The following is an 18,437-nucleotide window of genomic DNA, read 5'->3' as shown; positions in this document are numbered from 1 at the left end:
GCCCCGGCCCGGCCCGCGCAGCAGCAGCCCGCGGCCCCGGCCGCCCAGCCGGCCACGAGCGCCCCGGCGCCCGCCAAGGCCGCCCCGGCGAAGGCCGAACCCGCGAAGACCGCCCAGCCCACCGCTCAGCCCGCTGCTCAGCCGGCTGCCAAGCCCGCAGCCAAGAAGGACGACGTGAAGCCCGACGAGGCGCCCGCAGGCCCGGAACTGGTCACCCTCCGTGGCCCCTCCGCCGCCGTGGCGAAGAACATGAACGCCTCCCTGGAGCTGCCCACGGCCACGTCCGTGCGCGCCGTCCCAGTGAAGCTGCTGTTCGACAACCGCATCGTCATCAACAACCACCTCAAGCGCGCCCGTGGCGGGAAGGTCTCCTTCACCCACCTCATCGGGTACGCGATGGTGCAGGCCCTCAAGGCCATGCCGTCGATGAACTACTCCTTCCAGGAGAAGGACGGCAAGCCGACGCTGGTCAAGCCCGAGCACGTCAACCTCGGTCTGGCCATCGACCTGGTCAAGCCCAACGGTGACCGCCAGCTCGTCGTCGCGGCGATCAAGAAGGCGGAGACGCTCAGCTTCTTCGAGTTCTGGCAGGCGTACGAGGACATCGTCCGCCGCGCCCGCAACAACAAGCTGACGATGGACGACTTCACCGGCGTCACCGCGTCGCTGACCAACCCGGGCGGCATCGGCACCGTCCACTCCGTGCCCCGCCTGATGCCCGGTCAGGGCCTCATCATCGGCGTCGGCGCGATGGACTACCCGGCGGAGTTCCAGGGCACCTCCCAGGACACCCTGAACAAGCTGGGCATCGCCAAGGTCATGACGCTGACCAGCACGTACGACCACCGCGTGATCCAGGGCGCCGCCTCCGGCGAGTTCCTGCGCATCATGAACCAGCTGCTGCTCGGCGAGAACGACTTCTTCGACGACATCTTCAAGTCGCTGCGCATCCCCTACGAGCCGGTGCGCTGGCTGCGCGACATCGACGTCTCCCACGACGACGACGTCACCAAGGCGGCCCGGGTCTTCGACCTGATCCACGCCTACCGGGTGCGCGGCCACGTCATGGCCGACACCGACCCGCTGGAGTACGAGCAGCGCAAGCACCCCGACCTCGACATCATCGAGCACGGGCTGACGCTGTGGGACCTGGAGCGGGAGTTCGCCGTCGGCGGCTTCGCCGGCAAGACCATGATGAAGCTGCGCGACATCCTGGGCGTGCTGCGCGACTCGTACTGCCGCACCACCGGCATCGAGTTCATGCACATCCAGGACCCCAAGCAGCGCAAGTGGATCCAGGACCGGGTCGAGCGCGGGCACTCCAAGCCGGAGCGCGAGGAGCAGCTGCGCATCCTGCGCCGCCTGAACTCCGCCGAGGCGTTCGAGACCTTCCTGCAGACGAAGTACGTCGGCCAGAAGCGGTTCTCCCTGGAGGGCGGCGAGTCCGTCATCCCGCTGCTGGACGCGGTCATCGACTCGGCCGCCGAGTCGCGCCTGGACGAGGTCGTCATCGGCATGGCCCACCGCGGCCGCCTGAACGTCCTCGCCAACATCGTCGGCAAGTCGTACGCGCAGATCTTCCGCGAGTTCGAGGGCAACCTCGACCCGAAGTCGATGCACGGCTCCGGCGACGTGAAGTACCACCTGGGCGCCGAGGGCACCTTCACCGGCCTGGACGGCGAGCAGATCAAGGTCTCGCTGGCCGCCAACCCCTCGCACCTCGAAGCGGTCGACCCGATCGTCGAGGGCATCTCCCGCGCCAAGCAGGACATCATCGGCAAGGGCGGCACGGACTTCACCGTCCTGCCGGTCCAGCTGCACGGTGACGCGGCGTTCGCGGGCCAGGGCGTGGTCGCCGAGACGCTGAACATGTCGCAGCTGCGCGGCTACCGCACCGGCGGCACCGTGCACATCGTCATCAACAACCAGGTCGGCTTCACCGCCGCCCCGGAGTCGGCCCGCTCCTCCATGTACGCCACGGACGTGGCCCGCATGATCGAGGCGCCGATCTTCCACGTCAACGGTGACGACCCCGAGGCCGTCGTCCGGGTCGCGCGCCTCGCGTTCGAGTTCCGCCAGGCGTTCAACAAGGACGTCGTCATCGACCTGATCTGCTACCGGCGCCGCGGTCACAACGAGACCGACAACCCGGGCTTCACGCAGCCGCTGATGTACGACCTGATCGACAAGAAGCGTTCGGTGCGCAAGCTCTACACCGAGTCGCTGATCGGCCGGGGCGACATCACGCTGGAGGAGGCCGAGCAGGCGCTGCAGGACTTCCAGGGCCAGCTGGAGAAGGTCTTCACGGAGGTCCGCGAGGCCACCACCGCGCCGGCCGCCCCCGAGGTGCCGGAGCCGCAGGCCGAGTTCCCGGTCGCCGTGGACACCGCGATCTCCCAGGAGGTCGTGAAGCGGATCGCCGAGTCCCAGGTCAACATCCCCGAGCGGGTCACCGTCCACCCGCGCCTGCTGCCGCAGCTGCAGCGCCGCGCGGCCCAGGTGGAGGACGACACCATCGACTGGGGCACCGGCGAGACCCTCGCCTTCGGCTCGCTGCTGATGGAGGGCACCCCGGTCCGCCTGTCGGGCCAGGACTCCCGCCGCGGCACCTTCGGCCAGCGCCACGCGGTGCTGGTGGACCGGGAGACCGGCGAGGACTACACCCCGCTGCTCTACCTGTCCGAGGACCAGGCGCGCTTCAACGTCTACGACTCGCTGCTGAGCGAGTACGCGGCGATGGGCTTCGAGTACGGCTACTCGCTGGCCCGCCCCGAGGCGCTGGTCATGTGGGAGGCGCAGTTCGGTGACTTCGTCAACGGCGCGCAGACCATCGTCGACGAGTTCATCTCCTCGGCGGAGCAGAAGTGGGGCCAGACCTCCGGCGTCACGCTGCTGCTGCCGCACGGCTACGAGGGCCAGGGCCCGGACCACTCCTCGGCCCGTATCGAGCGCTTCCTCCAGCTGTGCGCGCAGAACAACATGACCGTCGCGATGCCGACGCTCCCGTCGAACTACTTCCACCTGCTGCGCTGGCAGGTGCACAACCCGCACCACAAGCCGCTGGTCGTCTTCACCCCGAAGTCGATGCTGCGTCTGAAGGCGGCGTCGTCGAAGACGGCGGAGTTCACCACGGGCGGCTTCCGGCCGGTGATCTCGGACGACGCGGCGAAGGCCGAGGACGTCACCAAGGTCATCTTCTGCTCCGGCAAGGTCTACTACGACCTGGAGGCGGAGCGGGTCAAGCGCGGCGCGTTCGACACGGCGCTGGTCCGTATCGAGCGGCTGTACCCGCTGCCCGGCAAGGAGCTCCAGGCGGAGATCGCCAAGTACCCGAACGCGGGCAAGTACCTGTGGGTGCAGGAGGAGCCGGCGAACCAGGGTGCGTGGCCGTTCCTGGGTCTGAACCTGATCGACCACCTGGACCTGTCCGTCGGTGCCGACGTGCCGCACGGCGAGCGCCTGCGCCGCATCTCGCGGCCGCACTCCTCGTCGCCGGCCGTGGGCTCCGCCAAGCGCCACCAGGCCGAGCAGGCCGCCCTGATCGCCGAGGCGTTCGACGCGTGATCCGGATCCACCCGGTGTGAAAGCGAGGGGCCCCGCAGCGATCGCTGCGGGGCCCCTCGCCGTTCGCCGTCAGACCGGCTGCGGCTCGAAGTCCCAGTACGGGCGACGCCGGCGGCGGGCGGAGAGAGTGTGCGGGTGCTCGGCGCCCAGCGTCTCGGTGAGCTGCTGCACGGCCTCCTGCTCCAGCTTGGACGCCTCCTGGCCGCGCCGCAGTGCCCGCAGGTCGTCGGCGAGGGCCGTCTTGGCGGAGAGCGTCAGCGGGTGGGTCTCGCCGAGCGTCTGCTTGGCACGCTCCAGGGTGTCCCGGCTGAGCCCGGCGGCGCTCTCCTCGTCGTCGACGCGGTTGCGGGCGCCGGCGGCGTTCAGGGCGCAGCCCAGCGTCCAGGGGTGGTCGGGGCCCATCGCCCGGGTCATGCCGGCGAGCGCCTGCTCGGCGATGGCCAGCGCGTTGTCCCGCTCGCCGAACTCCCAGCACACCAGGCCGGTGTTGCCGAGCGCGCCGACCGTGAACGGGTGGGCCTCGCCGACCAGGGTGCGGTACCGCTCGGCCGCCTCCTCGCCCAGCTCCCTGGCCTGGCCGAGGTCGCCGTGCTCGCGCAGGAAGGTGGCGTAGTTGGCCTGCATCATGAGGGTTTCCGGGTGGCGGGGGCCGTGCACCCGGCGGGAGCGCTCCACCACGTCGCCCATCAGCGCGTCGGCCTGGGTGACGGCGCCGGAGCGGCGCATGCACAGTGCGAGGTTGTGCTCGGCGCGCAGGGTCAGCGGGGTGTGCTTGCCCATGACCTGGTGGTAGAGCCGTACGTTCAGCTCCTGGCGGGAGAGGGCGTCGGTGTAGCGGCCGAGCAGGCGCAGCATGCGGGCGTACGAATAGGCGGCGCCGAGCGTGAGGTGGTGCCGGGCGCGCAGCTGGCGCTCCCAGACGAGCAGCACCTCGCCGTAGAGGGCGAGCGCTTCCTCGTAGCGGCCGACCGCGCTGAGCGCGGAGGCGAGGTTGCTGCGGGAGGAGAGCGTGAGGGGGGCCTCGGGGCCGAGGAGTTCCGTACGGCCGCGGACGACCGACTCGAAGATCTCCAGCGCCTGCTGGTAGGAGCCCAGCGCCATGTGGGTGCCGGCCAGGCCGTCCTGCGCGCGCAGCAGGGCGCCGTCGCCCGGGTCCCGTTCGGCGGCCAGTTCCTCGACGATGGCGCTGCCGACCGCCTCGGCCTCGCGGTAGCGGCCCAGGCGGCGCAGCATGTTGGCGTGCTGGTGGGTGATCACGAGCATGGTGCGCTGGGTGGGCGCGATGCGGGTGCGCCAGCGGGAGAGGAACTGCTCGCACAGCCGCAGGCCGATGCGGTATTCGCCGCGGACCCGCAGGTACTCGATGCAGTTCAGCAGCAGTTCCTGGACGGAGGTCTCCGGGCTGTCCAGGACGCCGGCCGGCTCCAGGTGCGGGATGAGGGCGGCGTACTGCTCCCAGGTGCGGGTGTCGGAGGGGCTCTGCGGGTCGGCGGTGGCGAGCACCCGGCAGGCGGTGGCGGACATGGAGTCGCGCTCGTCCTCGGCCATGTCGCTGCGCAGGAACCGGTGGTAGAGCCGGTGCATCTGCGCCGTCTCGACGGCGGGGTCCGAGGTGGTCTGGGCGACCTGGTAGTCCAGGCGTACGGCGGTGGACTCGGTCAGCCGGCGCAGCGCGGTGTTCCACGCGATCGGCTCGGCGGCCAGGTCGGCGAGGTATTCGGGCAGGTCGCCGCGGCGGGCACGGGCGAGCATGGGGACCGGGATGGCGTCCGGCGCGAAGAACGCGAAGAGCTTGAGCAGTTCGACGGCGGCGGGGCTGCGCTCGCGCAGCGTGTTGAGCGTTATGGCCCAGCTGGTCTGGAAGGCCATCGGGTAGTCGGTGGAGATGCGGATGCCGACCAGGCTCGGCTCGCCGCGCCGGATCAGTTCGATGTACTCCCGGGGCGCCATCGGGTTGGCGTCCAGCCAGGCGGCGGTCTGCGCGAGCAGCAGCGGCAGGTCCTGTACGGCGTCCGCCAGCAGGTCGGCTTCCTTGTTGGTCAGCCGCGGGGCGCGGCGCCGCGCGTAGGCGACGGACTCGGTGCGGGTGAAGGGCAGCACCTCGATCTCCTGGGCGCTGCCGGAGCCGGACCAGTCCCGGGTGAGGGTGGTGATCAGGACGTGGCCGCGGCCGTCCGGCACCAGGTCCTCGATCTGCTCCATGTCGTCGGCGCTGTCGAAGATCAGCAGCCAGCGGCGGTACGGGCGGCCGATGCGCAGCGCCTCGTGGACGGCGCGGATGCGGTCGCCCAGCTCCTGGCCGACCGGCAGGTTCATGCGGGTGGCCAGTTCGGCGAGCTGTTCGCGGGCGGCGCCGCGGTTGGTGGCGCTGATCCACCAGACCACGTCGTAGTCGTTGCCGAACCGGTGGGCGTATTCGGCGGCGATCTGGCTCTTGCCGACGCCGGAGATGCCGTACAGGGCGATCCGGGTCTCCAGCGGCTGGCCGGGGCCCGGCAGCGGGCCCGCCAGCTTGCCGTGCAGCTCTTCCAGCGCGGTGTCGCGGCCGGTGAAGCGGTTGTTGCGGCGGGGGATGTTCCAGATCTCGGGCGGGTCGTTGGGGAAGCGCGGGGCGTTGGCGGCGGGCTCGGCGGGGCGGCGGGCGGCGGCCGGGACGCCGAGGCGGTTCAGGACGCGCCGGTTGGCCTCGACGGCGTCCAGGTCGCGCAGGTCGGCGGGGCGCAGCACGGAGGCGGTGGCGGGCAGCCGCTGGGTGGCGACGCTGACGGCGGCGAACCGGTCGGCGTGCTCCGGTACGACTTCCTGGAGGGCGGCCGTCCACTCCTCGTGGGTCTTGGGGCCCAGCTTGAAGTACCAGTCGTCCAGCACCATGAGCAGGCGGCCTTCGGCGGCGAGCAGGCCGGCCAGTTCCTCGGTCAGCGGGCTGTCGGCGGCGGGGTCCCAGCGCAGCATGGTGGTGCCGTGCCCGAGCTGCTCCAGCTGGTGCGAGATCCACGCCGCCCAGGGCCGGTTGAACCCCGCATAGCTGATGGTGATGTGCTCTCCGGAGCCGGTAATAGCGGACTGGTCGGCCATGCGCCCGTCTCCTCGGGATGCGGCGGTTCGCGCGTGCGCGAGCTGGCTGTTCGGCACGATAGCCCAAGTATCGCCCCGTGCGGCGACGCCACGTCAGGTCTTGTACGGCGTAGGCCAGTTGACGGACACGGCGGCCAGTCCGGCACCGGCCCCGGGCGGCCGGTCCGCGTGCACTTCGGCGTCGAGCCGGGCGGCGATGTGGCGGATCACCCGTTCCAGGTCGGCGCAGTACACGGACGGGTTACGGAAGCCGCTGCCGGCCCGGTAGCGGTGGGCGTAGTTGCCGCCGCCGCACACCGTGAGCAGCGGGCAGGCGCGGCACTGTGCGCACAGGCCGTCGGCGCCGAGGCGGCGGGCGGCCATCCCCGGGTGGGCCAGCGCCTCGTCGAAGCTGTTGCGGAAGACGTCCAGGCCGGTGGCGGCGGCGCCCTCGTACGCCGATTTGAGGGAGTCGACCTGCTCGATGGCGCCGTCGGTGTCGACCACGAGCGCGACCACGGGCGACAGGCCGACCGCCTCGCTGCTGCTGGGGCGGCCGAGCAGCAGGCCGATGATCTCGGTGAAGAGGCGTATCCGGGGCGCGGGCTCCTTCTCGTCCCACCAGAGGTCGAAGACGGTGCACAGCCAGTCGCCGTACGGGGTGCGGCTCGCCGGGCCCGGCGGCAGCGGCGGGCGGCTGGTCCAGTTGGCGTGCGGGAGGAGGAAGTCGAGCATCGGGGGGCCGAGCGCGCGCAGCGAGCCGTAGACCAGGGCGGGGTCGGAGGTGATGTCGATGGTGCACAGGATGCCCGCGAAGGCGTCGGGGCGGCGGGCCAGCAGCCGGGCGGCGCGGGAGGCGGCCGCCCAGGAGGGCCGTCCTGCGTGGTCCACGCGCCGCCGGTTCAGGCCGGGGGTGCCGCCGTCCAGGCTGAGCCCGATGCGGAAGCCCGCGGCTGCCAGGGCGTCGAGTGCCTGTGGGGTGAGGAGGGTGCCGTTGGTCTGTACGCCGAGGTGCGCCCGGCAGCCGGCCGGGAGTACGGCGCGCAGCGCGGCGGCCTGGGCGAGGAGCGGCCCCGGGCCGGTGAGCAGGGGTTCGCCGCCGTGCAGGTCGACGCGGATCTCGTCGAGGCCGTGCGCGCGTACGTGTTCGGCGATGCGCAGCGCGGTCCGGCGGACGGTGCCGGGCGGGGCGTGCGGCGGGCGGTCGCGCCAGCTGTGGTCCGGGCCCGCGTAGATGTAGCAGTAGGTGCAGGCGAGGTTGCAGCGGCTGTGGGTCTTCAGGACGAACTGGCGGAAGGGGACCGCGGGCGCCTCAAGGCTCTGGAACACCACGACGCCGCCCCCTGCCTGCGTCCGACGTCCGGGCAGCCCGATGACGGCCCGCTGTCGCGATACCTGGCTCGGCCACCGGAGAACATGCACACGGCAATAGCAACTGGCCGGAACCGAAGCCCGTTTGCCCAAAAACCGACGCCCGGTGTTCAGAAAAGGACGCTCACCGCACGGTCGGGCCCGGACCATCGTCGTAGTACGCCACCGCCCGCTCGGCGGGGATCCAGTTGCGCAGCAGGAGGGCGGCCACCTCCCCCAGTACCGGGTGGCCCGTCCGTGCGGCCACCGCGGCCACATCGACACCGCCGAAGTCCGGCAGCGGCTCTGCCGACGGACCGGACGGCTCGGCCGGTGCGGCCGGGGCCGTACCGGTGACGGGGACTGTCGCCACGCTGTTCTCCTCTGGGCCGGGTGGACGGGTGTTTCCCGCGCGCCCGGGCACGGAAACACCCGGCCCGGCCGGGTCAGCCGTTCATTCGGACGGTTCCAGGGCGCGCATCCGCTCCCTCGTACGCCGGGCCTCCGGGCCGTTCTCCTCGGACGCGCGCTGCCACTGCTCCCAGCTCTCCCGGTAGGCGGGCAGCGCCGCCTGCGGCCCGGCCGTGTCCTCCAGGACGCCGGCCCGCCGGTGGTGGGCGCGCGCCGCCAGCAGGGGGCTGCCGGCCCGCTCGGCGGCGGACGCGGCCCTGCGGTAGGACGCGGCGGCGCGGTCGTGCCGCTCCCGGGAGTCGAAGCGGCGGTCCAGTACGAGCTGGACGTCGCCGACCTCCAGCCAGGCTTCCGCGCCGACCACCGGGTCGGCCGAGCTGCGCGCGGCCAGCTCCAGCACCCAGTCCGCCTCGTGCAGATCGGCCAGCGAGGGCTGCCGGTCGTGGCGCAGGCGCAGGGCGCGGCCGAACAGCAGGCGGTGGGCCCCCAGTTCGGGGTCGTGCGGGGCGACCCGGCCGAGCGCCTCGCGCAGCACGTGCACCGCCTCGTTCGCCAGGCGTTTGGCCTGGTCGCCCGGGGGTTCCAGGCGGGCGCGCAGCAGCAGCGCCGCACCCCGCCGGGCGAGCAGGGAGCTGTGCTCGGGCGAGTCGGGAGTGGTCAGCCGCAGGGCGGCGGCCAGCGCCTCGATCGCCGCGTCCAGGGCGTCGGGGTCGGCGGTGCGGGCGTGCAGCGCGCTGTACGCCTCGGCCGTACGGCTCAGGCTCTCCGCCTCCAGGGCCGGGTCGCGCAGTTCGCGGGCGAGCGCGCGGGCCCGTTCGAGGACCGGGAGCACGGCGTCGGGGCCGGTGCCGCCGCCGAGCAGGGAGCGGGCCTGGGCCAGCTCCAGCAGCGTTTCGCAGACCTCGCGGTCGGCGGAGCCGCCCCGGCGGCGCAGCAGCGTGGTGGCGGCGTCCAGGTCGGCGGTGGCGCGCAGGGCGAGCGCTCCGGTGTACGCCTCGGTCTCCGTTTCGTACTCGGCGGCGCGGCGCGCCTGGTCCAGCAGGACGCCGCCGCGTGCGGCATAGATCTCGCCGGGCACCTGCTCGCCACTGGGCCACTGTTCCAGGAGGGTGGTCAGGGCCTGTTCGGCCTCGTCCAGCGGGTCGGCGGCGCGGCCGGTGACGGCCGCGGCGGCCGAGGGCAGCGCGGCCAGCCGCCGCAGCACTTCGGTACGCAGCACCATGCTCTCCAATACGCGGGGATCCAGCAGGCTCATCAGCCCGCAGGCGGTGTCCAGGTGGCGCGCGGACTCCTCCAGCGCGCTCCGTTCACCGTCCGGGTACCCCGCGGCGCCGCGCTCCTGCGCGGCGGCGTAGCGCACCCGGGCGAGCACGATCAGCGCCCTGACGCGTGCCTCGCCGTCCCCGTCCGCCGACTGCGCCGGATCGCCGCCGACGGCCTCCGCGGCCGCCCGTACCGCCCGCTCCGCCTCCTCCAGCGCGTCCGGCTGCCGCCACTTCGCCCAGCCGTGCAGCAGCGCGCGGGCGAGGTCGGTGCCCGCGGCGGGCGAGCGCTGCGCCGCGGCGCGCAGCAGCCGCACCGCTTCGATCAAGTCCCGTACGGTGCCGTCCTGTTCGTAGCGCTCCAGCAGCGCGGCGCCCTCGGCGGCGGGTCCGTCGGGCGCGTACGACAGCTGCGCGGGCGTCCGCAGGGCCGGTTCGAACCGGCGCAGCACCCGCTCGGAGATCCGCGCGAACGGCTCGGGCACGGCGCGCTGGCCGGTCGTCGGCTCCCGGCCGCTGCCGGAGAGCATGGCGACCGCCACCGCGGGGAAGTTCCGGGCACTGCGGCCGAACGTGCGCTCGATGTAGAGGGAGCAGTGCTTGAGGACGAGGGCGGCCTCGCCGGCGCTCAGGCGGCTCAGCAGCTCGTCCCGTACGCCGGGCACGAACTCGTACCAGGGGCCGCCGGCCGGGCCCTCGCCGCCCGGCGGGCCAGCGGGGTCGGGAAGCTGCTCTATCAGGCCGCTGAGCAGCACCTCCGCCAGCTCGGCGGGGCCGGTCTGGGGCAGCATCGCGCGCTGGACGAGTTGGATGACGGGCAGTGCGAGCGGTACGGCCGACAGGTGGACGGCCAGGTGGCGGGCGTCGGGCGAGGCGGTCTGCTCGAACTCGCGTACCAGCCGGGACGGTTCGGGGCGCTCGGCGGCGCGGGCGAGGTCCGCGCCCAGGCCGTGGTCGCGGCGGACGACGGCGGCGGCGCCGCGCAGCGACAGACCGGATTCGGCCGCGACCAGCCGGGCCCAGCAGCCGAGGGCCGCGGGCGCGGCCGACAGGACCGGTACGGCGCGCTCGCGGTTGCCGCCCTGCGCCTGCCCGGCCGCGGACGGAGTACGGCGGCGGCGCCGGGCGGGGCGGAAGTCCAGGGCGCGGAACGGGCCCTGCTGCCGTACGAGGGTGCCCGCGACGGCGGGCAGCAGCGTGCGCGCCCACATCCGCTGCGGCAGCGGCTGCACGACGGCGAGCGGCGCGTCGGCCACCCAGCGGTACAGCAGGCGCTGGATGCGCCCGTCGCGCCACAGCGGGCCCGCGCAGTCGCTCACGACGAGGGTGACGTGGTGGCCCGTGGGGTCGTGCAGCTGGTCGGCGGGGCGCAGCGGCGCGTCCCGGCCGGGGCCGGCGGCGACGCCGACCTCGTCGCCGTACGGGTGGAGGTAGTGCACCGTCACGTCGCGGAAGGCGCCGACCCGCTCGCAGACCTGCCGCAGGTCGTGCAGCATCTGCTCCCACACGGCCATCGAGGACGAGCCGTCCATGAGCAGGCGCAGGCTGGCCGCGCGGCGGCGGACGCCGCGCAGCACCGGGATGATCATTTCGGCGTGTGCGGAGAGGTCGGCGGTGGCGGCCTCGTCCAGTTCCTGACGGGCCGGGGCGACCGGCGGGTGGTAGCGCTGGATCGGCCGCAGGGCGCGTTGCAGCGGCAGCAGTCCCGGGAAGGCGGAGGCCACCGGGATGCCGACCTCGCCGAGGCGGCCGTGGCCGGGGGTGAGGGCGCGGTCGTCCTGGGCGGGCAGCAGGTCGACTTCCGTACGGCGGGGGCGGTCCCGGGCGGCGGGTTCCGTGGCGGACGGCGTATCGCGGGCGGACTCCCGGCCATGGGGGTCGACGGAGAAAGTGGCCGGTTTTGGGCCCTGCGCTGCGGGCGGGATCGTCTCCTCGGCAGGCGTCACGCCGTCGTCGGGCGCCCCCGGGACGATCCACCGGGCCAGCCACAGGGCGTCCGCCAGGGCACGGGCGTCGGCGGGCAGGCCGGCCGCGCGCAGCCGCGCGACGATCTCACCGAGGGGGCCGAAGCCCGGTCCGCCGGCCGGCACCGCGGGTCACCTGGTCCGATCCAGGGGCCGCAGCAGCTCGGCCGTCAGGCGGCGCCGCGTCTCCTCCTCGTCCTCGTCCGCCCAGCCGGCCTGCCGCGTCAGGTGGATCGCGTTGAGCAGCTGGTCCACGGCCCGTACGTCGCCGGGCTCGCGGTCCAGGAAGCGGTCGATCACGGACTCGTAGTCGGCCGCGGCGCTCTCGCCGAAGTGCGCCCGGACCATGTCCGCGAGCCGCTCCTTGTCGGGCGTGGGGATGTTCAGGTGGATACAGCGGCGCAGCAGCGGCGCGGGGAAGTCCCGCTCGCCGTTGCTGGTCAGCACGATGAACGGGAAGGCACGGCAGCGCACCCGGCCGTCGCGCACGGTGACCCGCACGCCGTCGTCGCCGAGCACCGGCACCTCGGGGGCCGATCCGGCCAGCCGCTCCAGCTCCGGAATCCGGAACTCCCCTTCCTCCAGTACGTTGAGAAGGTCGTTCGGCAGGTCGATATCGCTCTTGTCCAGCTCGTCGACGAGCAGGACGCGCGGCTTCGCGGCGGGCAGCAGGGCCGTGCCGAGCGGGCCGAGCCGGATGTAGCGGCCGATGCCGCCGCCCGGCTCGTCCTGCGGGCCCGGCCGCCCCTGCGCCGGTCCCGGCGTCGCCTGCGGCTGGGCCGCGCGGGCGATCTGGAGGTCCTGGAGGCGGCCGATGGCGTCGTACTCGTACAGCCCGTCACGCAGCGAACTGCGGCTGACGATGGACCAGTTCAGCACCCGGCCGAGGCCCAGTTCGTACGCGACCGAGTGCGCGAGGGTGGACTTCCCGCTGCCCGGCGCGCCCGTCACCAGCAGCGGGCGGCGCAGGTAGAGCGCCGCGTTGACCAGCTCGCGCTCCGTCTCGCCCGGCCGGTGGTAGCTGGCCTCGCGGCGCTGCACACCGAGCCGGCGCTCGGAGGCGTGGTCGAGGGCGGCGGGCGGCGCCACGAGCGGGCCGCCGTCGAAATCGCGCCACGGAGGGGGTGGGGGTAACTGCTCGATGCCGTCGTGCGGAGCCCCCGCGCCACGGTAGATGAGCCAGTCGCTCACGTCGGAACTCCTCGTCGCCGGCCGGCCATCGGGCAGGGGCGAAGGGCCGCGGCGGAGCATCCGGCAAGCGTCGGCACCGCTTCCCGCCCTCCCCGGACCCGTCCCCCATGGCAATCTCTCACGACGCTAGGACAGTAGCCAGCCGGACGGAAGGATACGGGGCGTTTTCCGGTCTCGGGGGCCGTCATTGGGGCGACAATTGCGCTCCCTGGGAAAAGAGTTGGGGGATCGGGTTGCCCGGGTCGTCGTAGAGCAGCACGAGATCGCGGGCCCAGGAGGCGCCGCCCTCCGCGGCCTTGGCGCGCAGCTCACGCACCAGTTCGGGCAGCTCGGCCACCGACTTCGGCGCCCCCAGCAGCTGCTGCACCTCCCGGTGGTACTCGTCACACACCCGGTCGCAGTCGCGCTCGTCATGGCCGCCGGCCGGCCACAGGGCGACCGGGTGGCCGGTGTCCAGCGCCCAGCCGACGGCCTCCAGCCCGGCGCCGTCCGCCACCGACCGGCACAGCGCCGGGACCGCGCCCTCGTCCGCCTCCTCCAGCAGCCGCGACAGCCCCGACACCGAGGCGCGGCTACCGGGCGGCACCCGCAACGCGGTCAGCCGCCGGGCCGCGGTCAGCCCCTGCCAGCGCCGCAGCCAGGCCGGGTCCACCTCCTCACGGCCCTCCTGACGCCGCCCCTGGTCGCGCAGCACCACCGCCCGCGCCGGACCCAGCGGACGCAGCCGCGCCGTACGACGGGTGGAAGCAGGCACCTGCCAGCGGTCCGCCGCGGTGTGCCAGCGCTCCTCCGGCACCGCCACCTCCAGGCGCACCCGCACACCGCCCGCCGCGTCATCGGCGCGCAGCAGCCGCGGACCGAGCCGCCGCAGAACCTGGTCACGGGCTTCCTCGAAGGTCATCCCCGCCCGCGACTCCTGAATGTCGACACGCTGCCACTGCCCCTGGCCGTACCCCTCGCTCACCGACCAGTTGAACAGCTGGCGCCCACCCGCATCCTCGTAGAACAGCGGCTCGAACTCCACCAGGACCGAGTCGGGCCGCCGCCGCACCGGGCCGATCCGCTCCCGGTCCCTGGGCAGCAGCACGACCGCCTTGGCCGTCACGAACAGGGCCAGCCGCTCGGCCGCCACGCGCATCACGGCGCCCTCGTCACCGGGCGCGCCACGCGCCTCGTCGGCGGTGCGTTGCGCGACGATGCGCAGGTAGTGCACGAAGGCGCACAGCTCCGTATACGGGTCGCTCCCCTGGTACAGCGCGCCGTGCCCGTCCCGCCAGGTACGCAGCGTCCACGGCCCGGCCCGCCCCGTACGGCCCGAGGGGTCCGCGCGCCCCAGCGCCTCGGCGACCGCGGCCGCCACCACCAGCGGATCGCGCGGCGCGGGCAGCGACGCCAGCAGGTCGAGCGCCTGCAGCCGCTCCTGCACGCCCCACAGCCGGCCGCGCCCCGACATGATCGCGTGCTGCGCGTCGAACCAGGTCGGCTCGCCCGTCCCGCCGAGGTCCTGCCCGGCCCAGTGCCAGCGGTCGTGCAGGCTCATCAGCGCGTGGTACGGGTCGTCGCCGAGCCCGGTGGCACCCGGTACGAGGTGGTACGGCGCCAGCCGCCGCAACTCGGTCACCGGCACCGCGAGCCCGACCCGGTCCTCGCGGTGGCTCCCCTTGACGATGCCGACGACCTCCCCGCGGTCGCAGTCCAGCAGCGGCCCGCCGGACGCGCCCGGGGTGACGCGTACGTCGCTGCCGAACTGGAGCCCACGGGAGTCGCGGGCGCCGAAGCGGACGGCGATGAAGGGGTCGATGGGGGTGGGGGCACGGTGGTACGGGTGCGCCGGGGCCGCACCGGCGGCATCGCCGGGGGTGGCGTCGAGACCGGCGCCCGCGCCAGTCCCCGTACCGACGCCGAGCTCATCATGCCCCCGGAAGATGAACGCGTCCTCCAGGAGCGCCGCCGGCTGATCGCTGAGCCAGGCGCACGGATGCGCGACGTCCGGATCGAGCACCCGGAGCAGGGCCAGATCGGTGCGGGGGCCGTGGCCGGCCGGGTGAGCGGGCCCCGGGCGGCTCAGGTCGTACTCCAGGCGCGCGGCGACCACCCGGCCGCCGAACGCGACACCGACCTCCCCGTCCGGTCCGGTCGGGCGGCTTCGCCCGTCACCGCTGACCAGCACATGGGCGCAGGTCAGCACCCACCCCGGGGCCACGAACACGCCACTGCCCCACAGCGGGGCCGGGTCCACGCCGGGCGCCGGGCGGACGGCGACGGTGGCGCGGCCCGCGTGGCCGAGGAGGTGCGCGTACTTCTCGCGGTCGGCACGCTCGGTGCGCGCGGACCCGTGACCGCCTTCCGAGGCCGCCATCACACGCCCGAATCGTCCGGCCCTCGGCCGTCGCTCCGGCCCTGATCCGCCGCCGCCCTTTCCCGCTCCCGCCGCCAGGTGAGCGTCACCGAGAGGTTCGCCTTGGCCTCACCGTCCGCGAGCAGCGCCACGGCGCGCCCGGGCTTGGCCGCCACCTCCACGCCGAAGCTGACACTGGTCTCGTCCGGGGCCACCCGCTCGGCCGCCGCCCGCACGCTGTCCGCGACCCCGCCGACCAGCTCCCGCAGGCCCTCCACCCGTGCGCCGAGGGCGTCCCACACGCCGACGTCGTTGTATTCCTCGTCCGGATCGCCCGAAATGTCCAACCGGGAGACGCGGGCCCAGACCTGGGTCCCGTCGGGCAGCTCGATCAGATGTGCGCGATCGCGCATCACGGCCTCCTGCTCCCCCTGAGCGGCAATGTCGCACTGCCCCAGGGCCGTTGACAGGTGATCAGGTTATCCCCAGGGTGCGAGTGACGCGAGGGGTCGCGGCGCCTGCCTATCCTGGCCGGGAACGTCACGGAAACCAGGTGGAGAACACGGTGTATTTCACGGATCGCGGTATCGAGGAGCTGGAGAGCCGACGCGGCGAGGAAGAGGTCACCCTGGCCTGGCTCGCCGACCAGCTCCGCACGTTCGTGGACCTCAATCCGGACTTCGAGGTTCCGGTGGAGCGGCTGGCTACGTGGCTGGCGCGACTGGACGACGAGGAGGACGAGTAGTCACGCGCTTGGGGTTGCACGGTCGGCTCGGTGGGGGTGCGCGTTGCGCGCGGTCTGCCCGGTGGGTGGGGGCTCGGGGCCCCGCAGGGGTCACTCCTCGTTGCCGGGGACGCGACCTTATGGTCGTTCGCGGCCGGGGCCTCGGTCGCCTGCGGGGAGACCCCTACGTGTCCCCGAGCCATCCCCGCAGGCAGCCGGGTGCCCTCGGTTCACTATTAACCCTTGGACGCCGTGCACGGTGCCGAGGAGTTGGCCCCCTGCGCGCCCCCGCCCCACGGCGAAACCAATGCGAACCAGCGCGACAGCGCGATCCGCGCGAAGCGCGGTCCAGACACCCCCACCCACCGCGCCAGCGGACGACCCACTTGGCGCCTCCCCGCCCACGATATATCGTGTTACCCGGACACGCGATAGCTCGCGTTACCGACGCCCCAGGGGAGGCCAGGACATGTCAGCCCGGACCGAGTGGTCGGTCTCCGCGCCGCGCACGCTGGAGATCGAGGAAGAGGTCACCGCACTGGAGGTGCACCTGGTCGGCGGAACCGTCAACGTCGTCGGGACGACCGACGGCGGCCGCCCCCGCGTGGAGATCGGCAAGGTGTCCGGCCCGCCGCTGACCGTACGGCAGGAGGCCGGGACACTCACCGTCACGTACGACGACCTGCCCTGGAGGGGGTTCCTGCACCGCAAGGGCTGGCACCGCAGCGCGGTCGTCTCCGTGACCGTCCCCACCGCGACGAACGTCGCGATCGGCACCGCGGGCGCGAGCACGGTGATCTCGGGGATCGCCGGGCGGACGGAGGTGCGCGGCGTGACCGGTCACAGCACCCTCGTCCGCCTGACCGGCCCGGTACGGGCCGAGACCGTGTCCGGCCGGGTCGAGGGCCAGGCCGTCACCGGCGACCTGCGCTTCAACTCCGTTTCGGGCGACCTGACCCTCATCGAGGGCTCCGGCGGCTCCGTGAAGGCGGAATCGGTCAGCGGCGACATGATGCTGGACCTCGACCCGGCGGCCACGGGTACGGACGTCCAGCTGACGACGGTCTCCGGCGAGGTCGCCATCCGGCTGCCCGCGCCGGGCGACACCGAGGTGGACGCGAACACCACCAGCGGCACGGTCTCCAACGCCTTCGAGGACCTGCGTGTCAGCGGCCAGTGGGGGGCCAAGCGGATCACGGGCCGACTCGGCTCGGGCAACGGCCGGCTGAAGGTCACCACGATCTCGGGCGGCCTGGCCCTGCTGCGCCGCCCACCGTCCGAGCCCGCAGACCCGCACGACGCCCCCGGTAGGCAAGCCGGCGAAGCCGGCCCCGCCGGCCCCGCCGGCCCCGCCCCCAAGAAGGTGCTCTGACTCATGCCCCCCGTCTTCGCCCACGGCCGCCTCCGCCTCTACCTGCTCAAGCTGCTGGACGAGGCGCCGCGGCACGGTTACGAGATCATCCGGCTGCTGGAGGAGCGCTTCCAGGGGCTGTACGCGCCGTCCGCCGGCACGGTGTACCCGCGGCTGGCCAAGCTGGAGGCCGAGGGCCTGGTCACCCACACCACCGAGGGCGGCCGCAAGGTCTATTCGATCACCGCGGCGGGCCGCGCCGAACTGGCGGACCGGGGCGGCGAGCTGGCCGACCTGGAGATGGAGATCCGGGAGTCGGTCGCGGCGCTGGCGTCCGACATCCGGGAGGACGTGAGCGGCTCGGCGCGGGACGTGCGCCGCGAGATGCGGGAGGCCGCCAAGCAGGCGCGGGAGGGCCGGCGCGGCGGGCGCGGTGACGGTGGCGGCGAGGAGCACGGCTTTCCGGACGCCTCCGATTTCTTCGACGGCCGGTACGGCGACCGGGAGACCTGGCGGCAGGCGAAGGAGGAGTTCCGCCGCGCCAAGGAGGAGTGGAAGGAGCAGGCCCGGCGGGCGAAGGAGGAGAGCCGGCGGGCGAAGCAGGACGCGCAGCGGGCGCGCAAGCAGGCCCGGGAGGCCCGGTCGTTCGTGCGCGAAGAGGTCCAGGAGGCCATCAAGCGCGTACAGGAACAGGCCCAGGAACACGTACGTACCGGCGACTGGGCCGGGGCCCTGCGCGAGGCGCTGTCGGAAGTCTCGCGCGAGGTGGGCCGGTTCACGGTCGGGCCGGAGGGGGCGGCGGGCGCGGACCGGCCGGGCGGGGGCGCCGGGCAGGCGCCGGAGGACGGCGGCGGCGTCGGCCTCACCAAGGAAGACGCCGCGGCGCGGCCCGGCGGCGACGACGGTTCCGGCACGACGCGCACGGCGCGCACGGCGGCCGCGGGCCGACCGCCCGCCGAGCCCGCGTGGGCCTCCGAACCCGGTTCGGGCGACCCCGCGCGGGACTTCGACCGGCTGCTGGACCGGTTCCGCGACGACCTGCGGGACGCCGCGCGCGATCACGGCGTGACGGCGGCGCAGTTGAAGGACGTACGCAGCCGTCTGTCCGCAACTGCTGCGCACGTCGGAGCGTTGCTGCGTGACCCGGAGGCATATGCGGCCGGTCAGGAACCGCCGCGCTGACTCCTGCGCCGTACCGCACGGCGATTACGCACAGTTGCTCGCGAGG

11 protein-coding genes are annotated in these 18,437 nt (G+C 73.7%); 4 read left to right on the top strand and 7 right to left on the bottom strand.

Features of this window, described 5'->3' with window-relative positions:
- The coding region (locus IH45_RS0124580; RefSeq protein WP_030672383.1) for a multifunctional oxoglutarate decarboxylase/oxoglutarate dehydrogenase thiamine pyrophosphate-binding subunit/dihydrolipoyllysine-residue succinyltransferase subunit at positions 1-3,564 on the top strand (3,564 nt) is incomplete at its 5' end.
- A gap of 69 nt (positions 3,565-3,633) precedes the next feature.
- On the opposite strand, the gene fxsT is transcribed toward IH45_RS0124580, so the two are convergent.
- The 7 genes from fxsT to IH45_RS0124545 form a co-directional block, all read right to left on the bottom strand.
- Positions 3,634-6,639 carry an FxSxx-COOH system tetratricopeptide repeat protein gene (fxsT, locus tag IH45_RS0124575; RefSeq protein WP_030672380.1) on the bottom strand — a complete coding sequence of 1,002 codons (3,006 nt, stop codon included), beginning with the start codon at positions 6,637-6,639 and terminating at the stop codon, positions 3,634-3,636.
- Positions 6,640-6,732: 93 nt separating this feature from the next.
- On the bottom strand, positions 6,733-7,950 hold the full coding sequence (locus IH45_RS0124570; protein ID WP_199810714.1) for an FxsB family cyclophane-forming radical SAM/SPASM peptide maturase: 1,218 nt from the start codon (positions 7,948-7,950) through the stop codon (positions 6,733-6,735).
- Positions 7,951-8,113: 163 nt separating this feature from the next.
- Entirely contained in the window at positions 8,114-8,341 is a 228-nt protein-coding gene (locus IH45_RS0124565) for a YxD-tail cyclophane-containing RiPP peptide (protein WP_030672374.1), read from the bottom strand.
- An 81-nt stretch (positions 8,342-8,422) separates the two neighbouring features.
- Positions 8,423-11,731, bottom strand: a complete 3,309-nt coding sequence (locus IH45_RS0124560; RefSeq protein ID WP_030672371.1) for an SAV_2336 N-terminal domain-related protein — start codon at positions 11,729-11,731, stop codon at positions 8,423-8,425.
- Between the two features lie 6 nt (positions 11,732-11,737).
- Complete coding sequence (locus tag IH45_RS0124555; protein WP_030672369.1) at positions 11,738-12,796, bottom strand: AAA family ATPase; 1,059 nt, start codon at positions 12,794-12,796, stop codon at positions 11,738-11,740.
- A 184-nt stretch (positions 12,797-12,980) separates the two neighbouring features.
- Complete coding sequence (locus tag IH45_RS0124550) at positions 12,981-15,155, bottom strand: VMAP-C domain-containing protein (protein ID WP_030672366.1); 2,175 nt, start codon at positions 15,153-15,155, stop codon at positions 12,981-12,983.
- Complete coding sequence (locus IH45_RS0124545) at positions 15,155-15,547, bottom strand: CU044_2847 family protein (protein WP_030672363.1); 393 nt, start codon at positions 15,545-15,547, stop codon at positions 15,155-15,157. Before IH45_RS0124545 ends, IH45_RS0124550 begins: the two co-directional genes overlap by 1 nt.
- Positions 15,548-15,699: 152 nt before the next feature.
- Here IH45_RS0124545 and IH45_RS0124540 point away from each other — a divergent pair, with 152 nt between their 5' ends.
- The 3 genes from IH45_RS0124540 to IH45_RS0124530 all read left to right on the top strand — a co-directional run bounded on the left by IH45_RS0124540 (position 15,700) and on the right by IH45_RS0124530 (position 18,391).
- A complete protein-coding gene (locus IH45_RS0124540; protein WP_030672361.1) occupies positions 15,700-15,879 on the top strand; it encodes a DUF6104 family protein in 180 nt (59 codons plus the stop codon).
- A 448-nt stretch (positions 15,880-16,327) separates the two neighbouring features.
- Positions 16,328-17,230: a DUF4097 family beta strand repeat-containing protein gene (locus IH45_RS0124535; RefSeq protein WP_030672358.1), complete on the top strand. Its 903-nt coding sequence runs from the start codon at positions 16,328-16,330 to the stop codon at positions 17,228-17,230.
- A gap of 3 nt (positions 17,231-17,233) precedes the next feature.
- Positions 17,234-18,391, top strand: a complete 1,158-nt coding sequence (locus IH45_RS0124530) for a PadR family transcriptional regulator (protein ID WP_030672355.1) — start codon at positions 17,234-17,236, stop codon at positions 18,389-18,391.
- The last annotated feature ends 46 nt before the right edge of the window (positions 18,392-18,437 follow it).

It is taken from the genome of Streptomyces rimosus subsp. rimosus, assembly GCF_000720725.1.
GTDB classification, from domain to species: Bacteria; Actinomycetota; Actinomycetes; order Streptomycetales; family Streptomycetaceae; genus Streptomyces; species Streptomyces rimosus_A.
The sequence above is the reverse complement of the archived record's forward strand: the minus strand, read 5'-3'. Positions and strand labels throughout refer to the sequence as shown.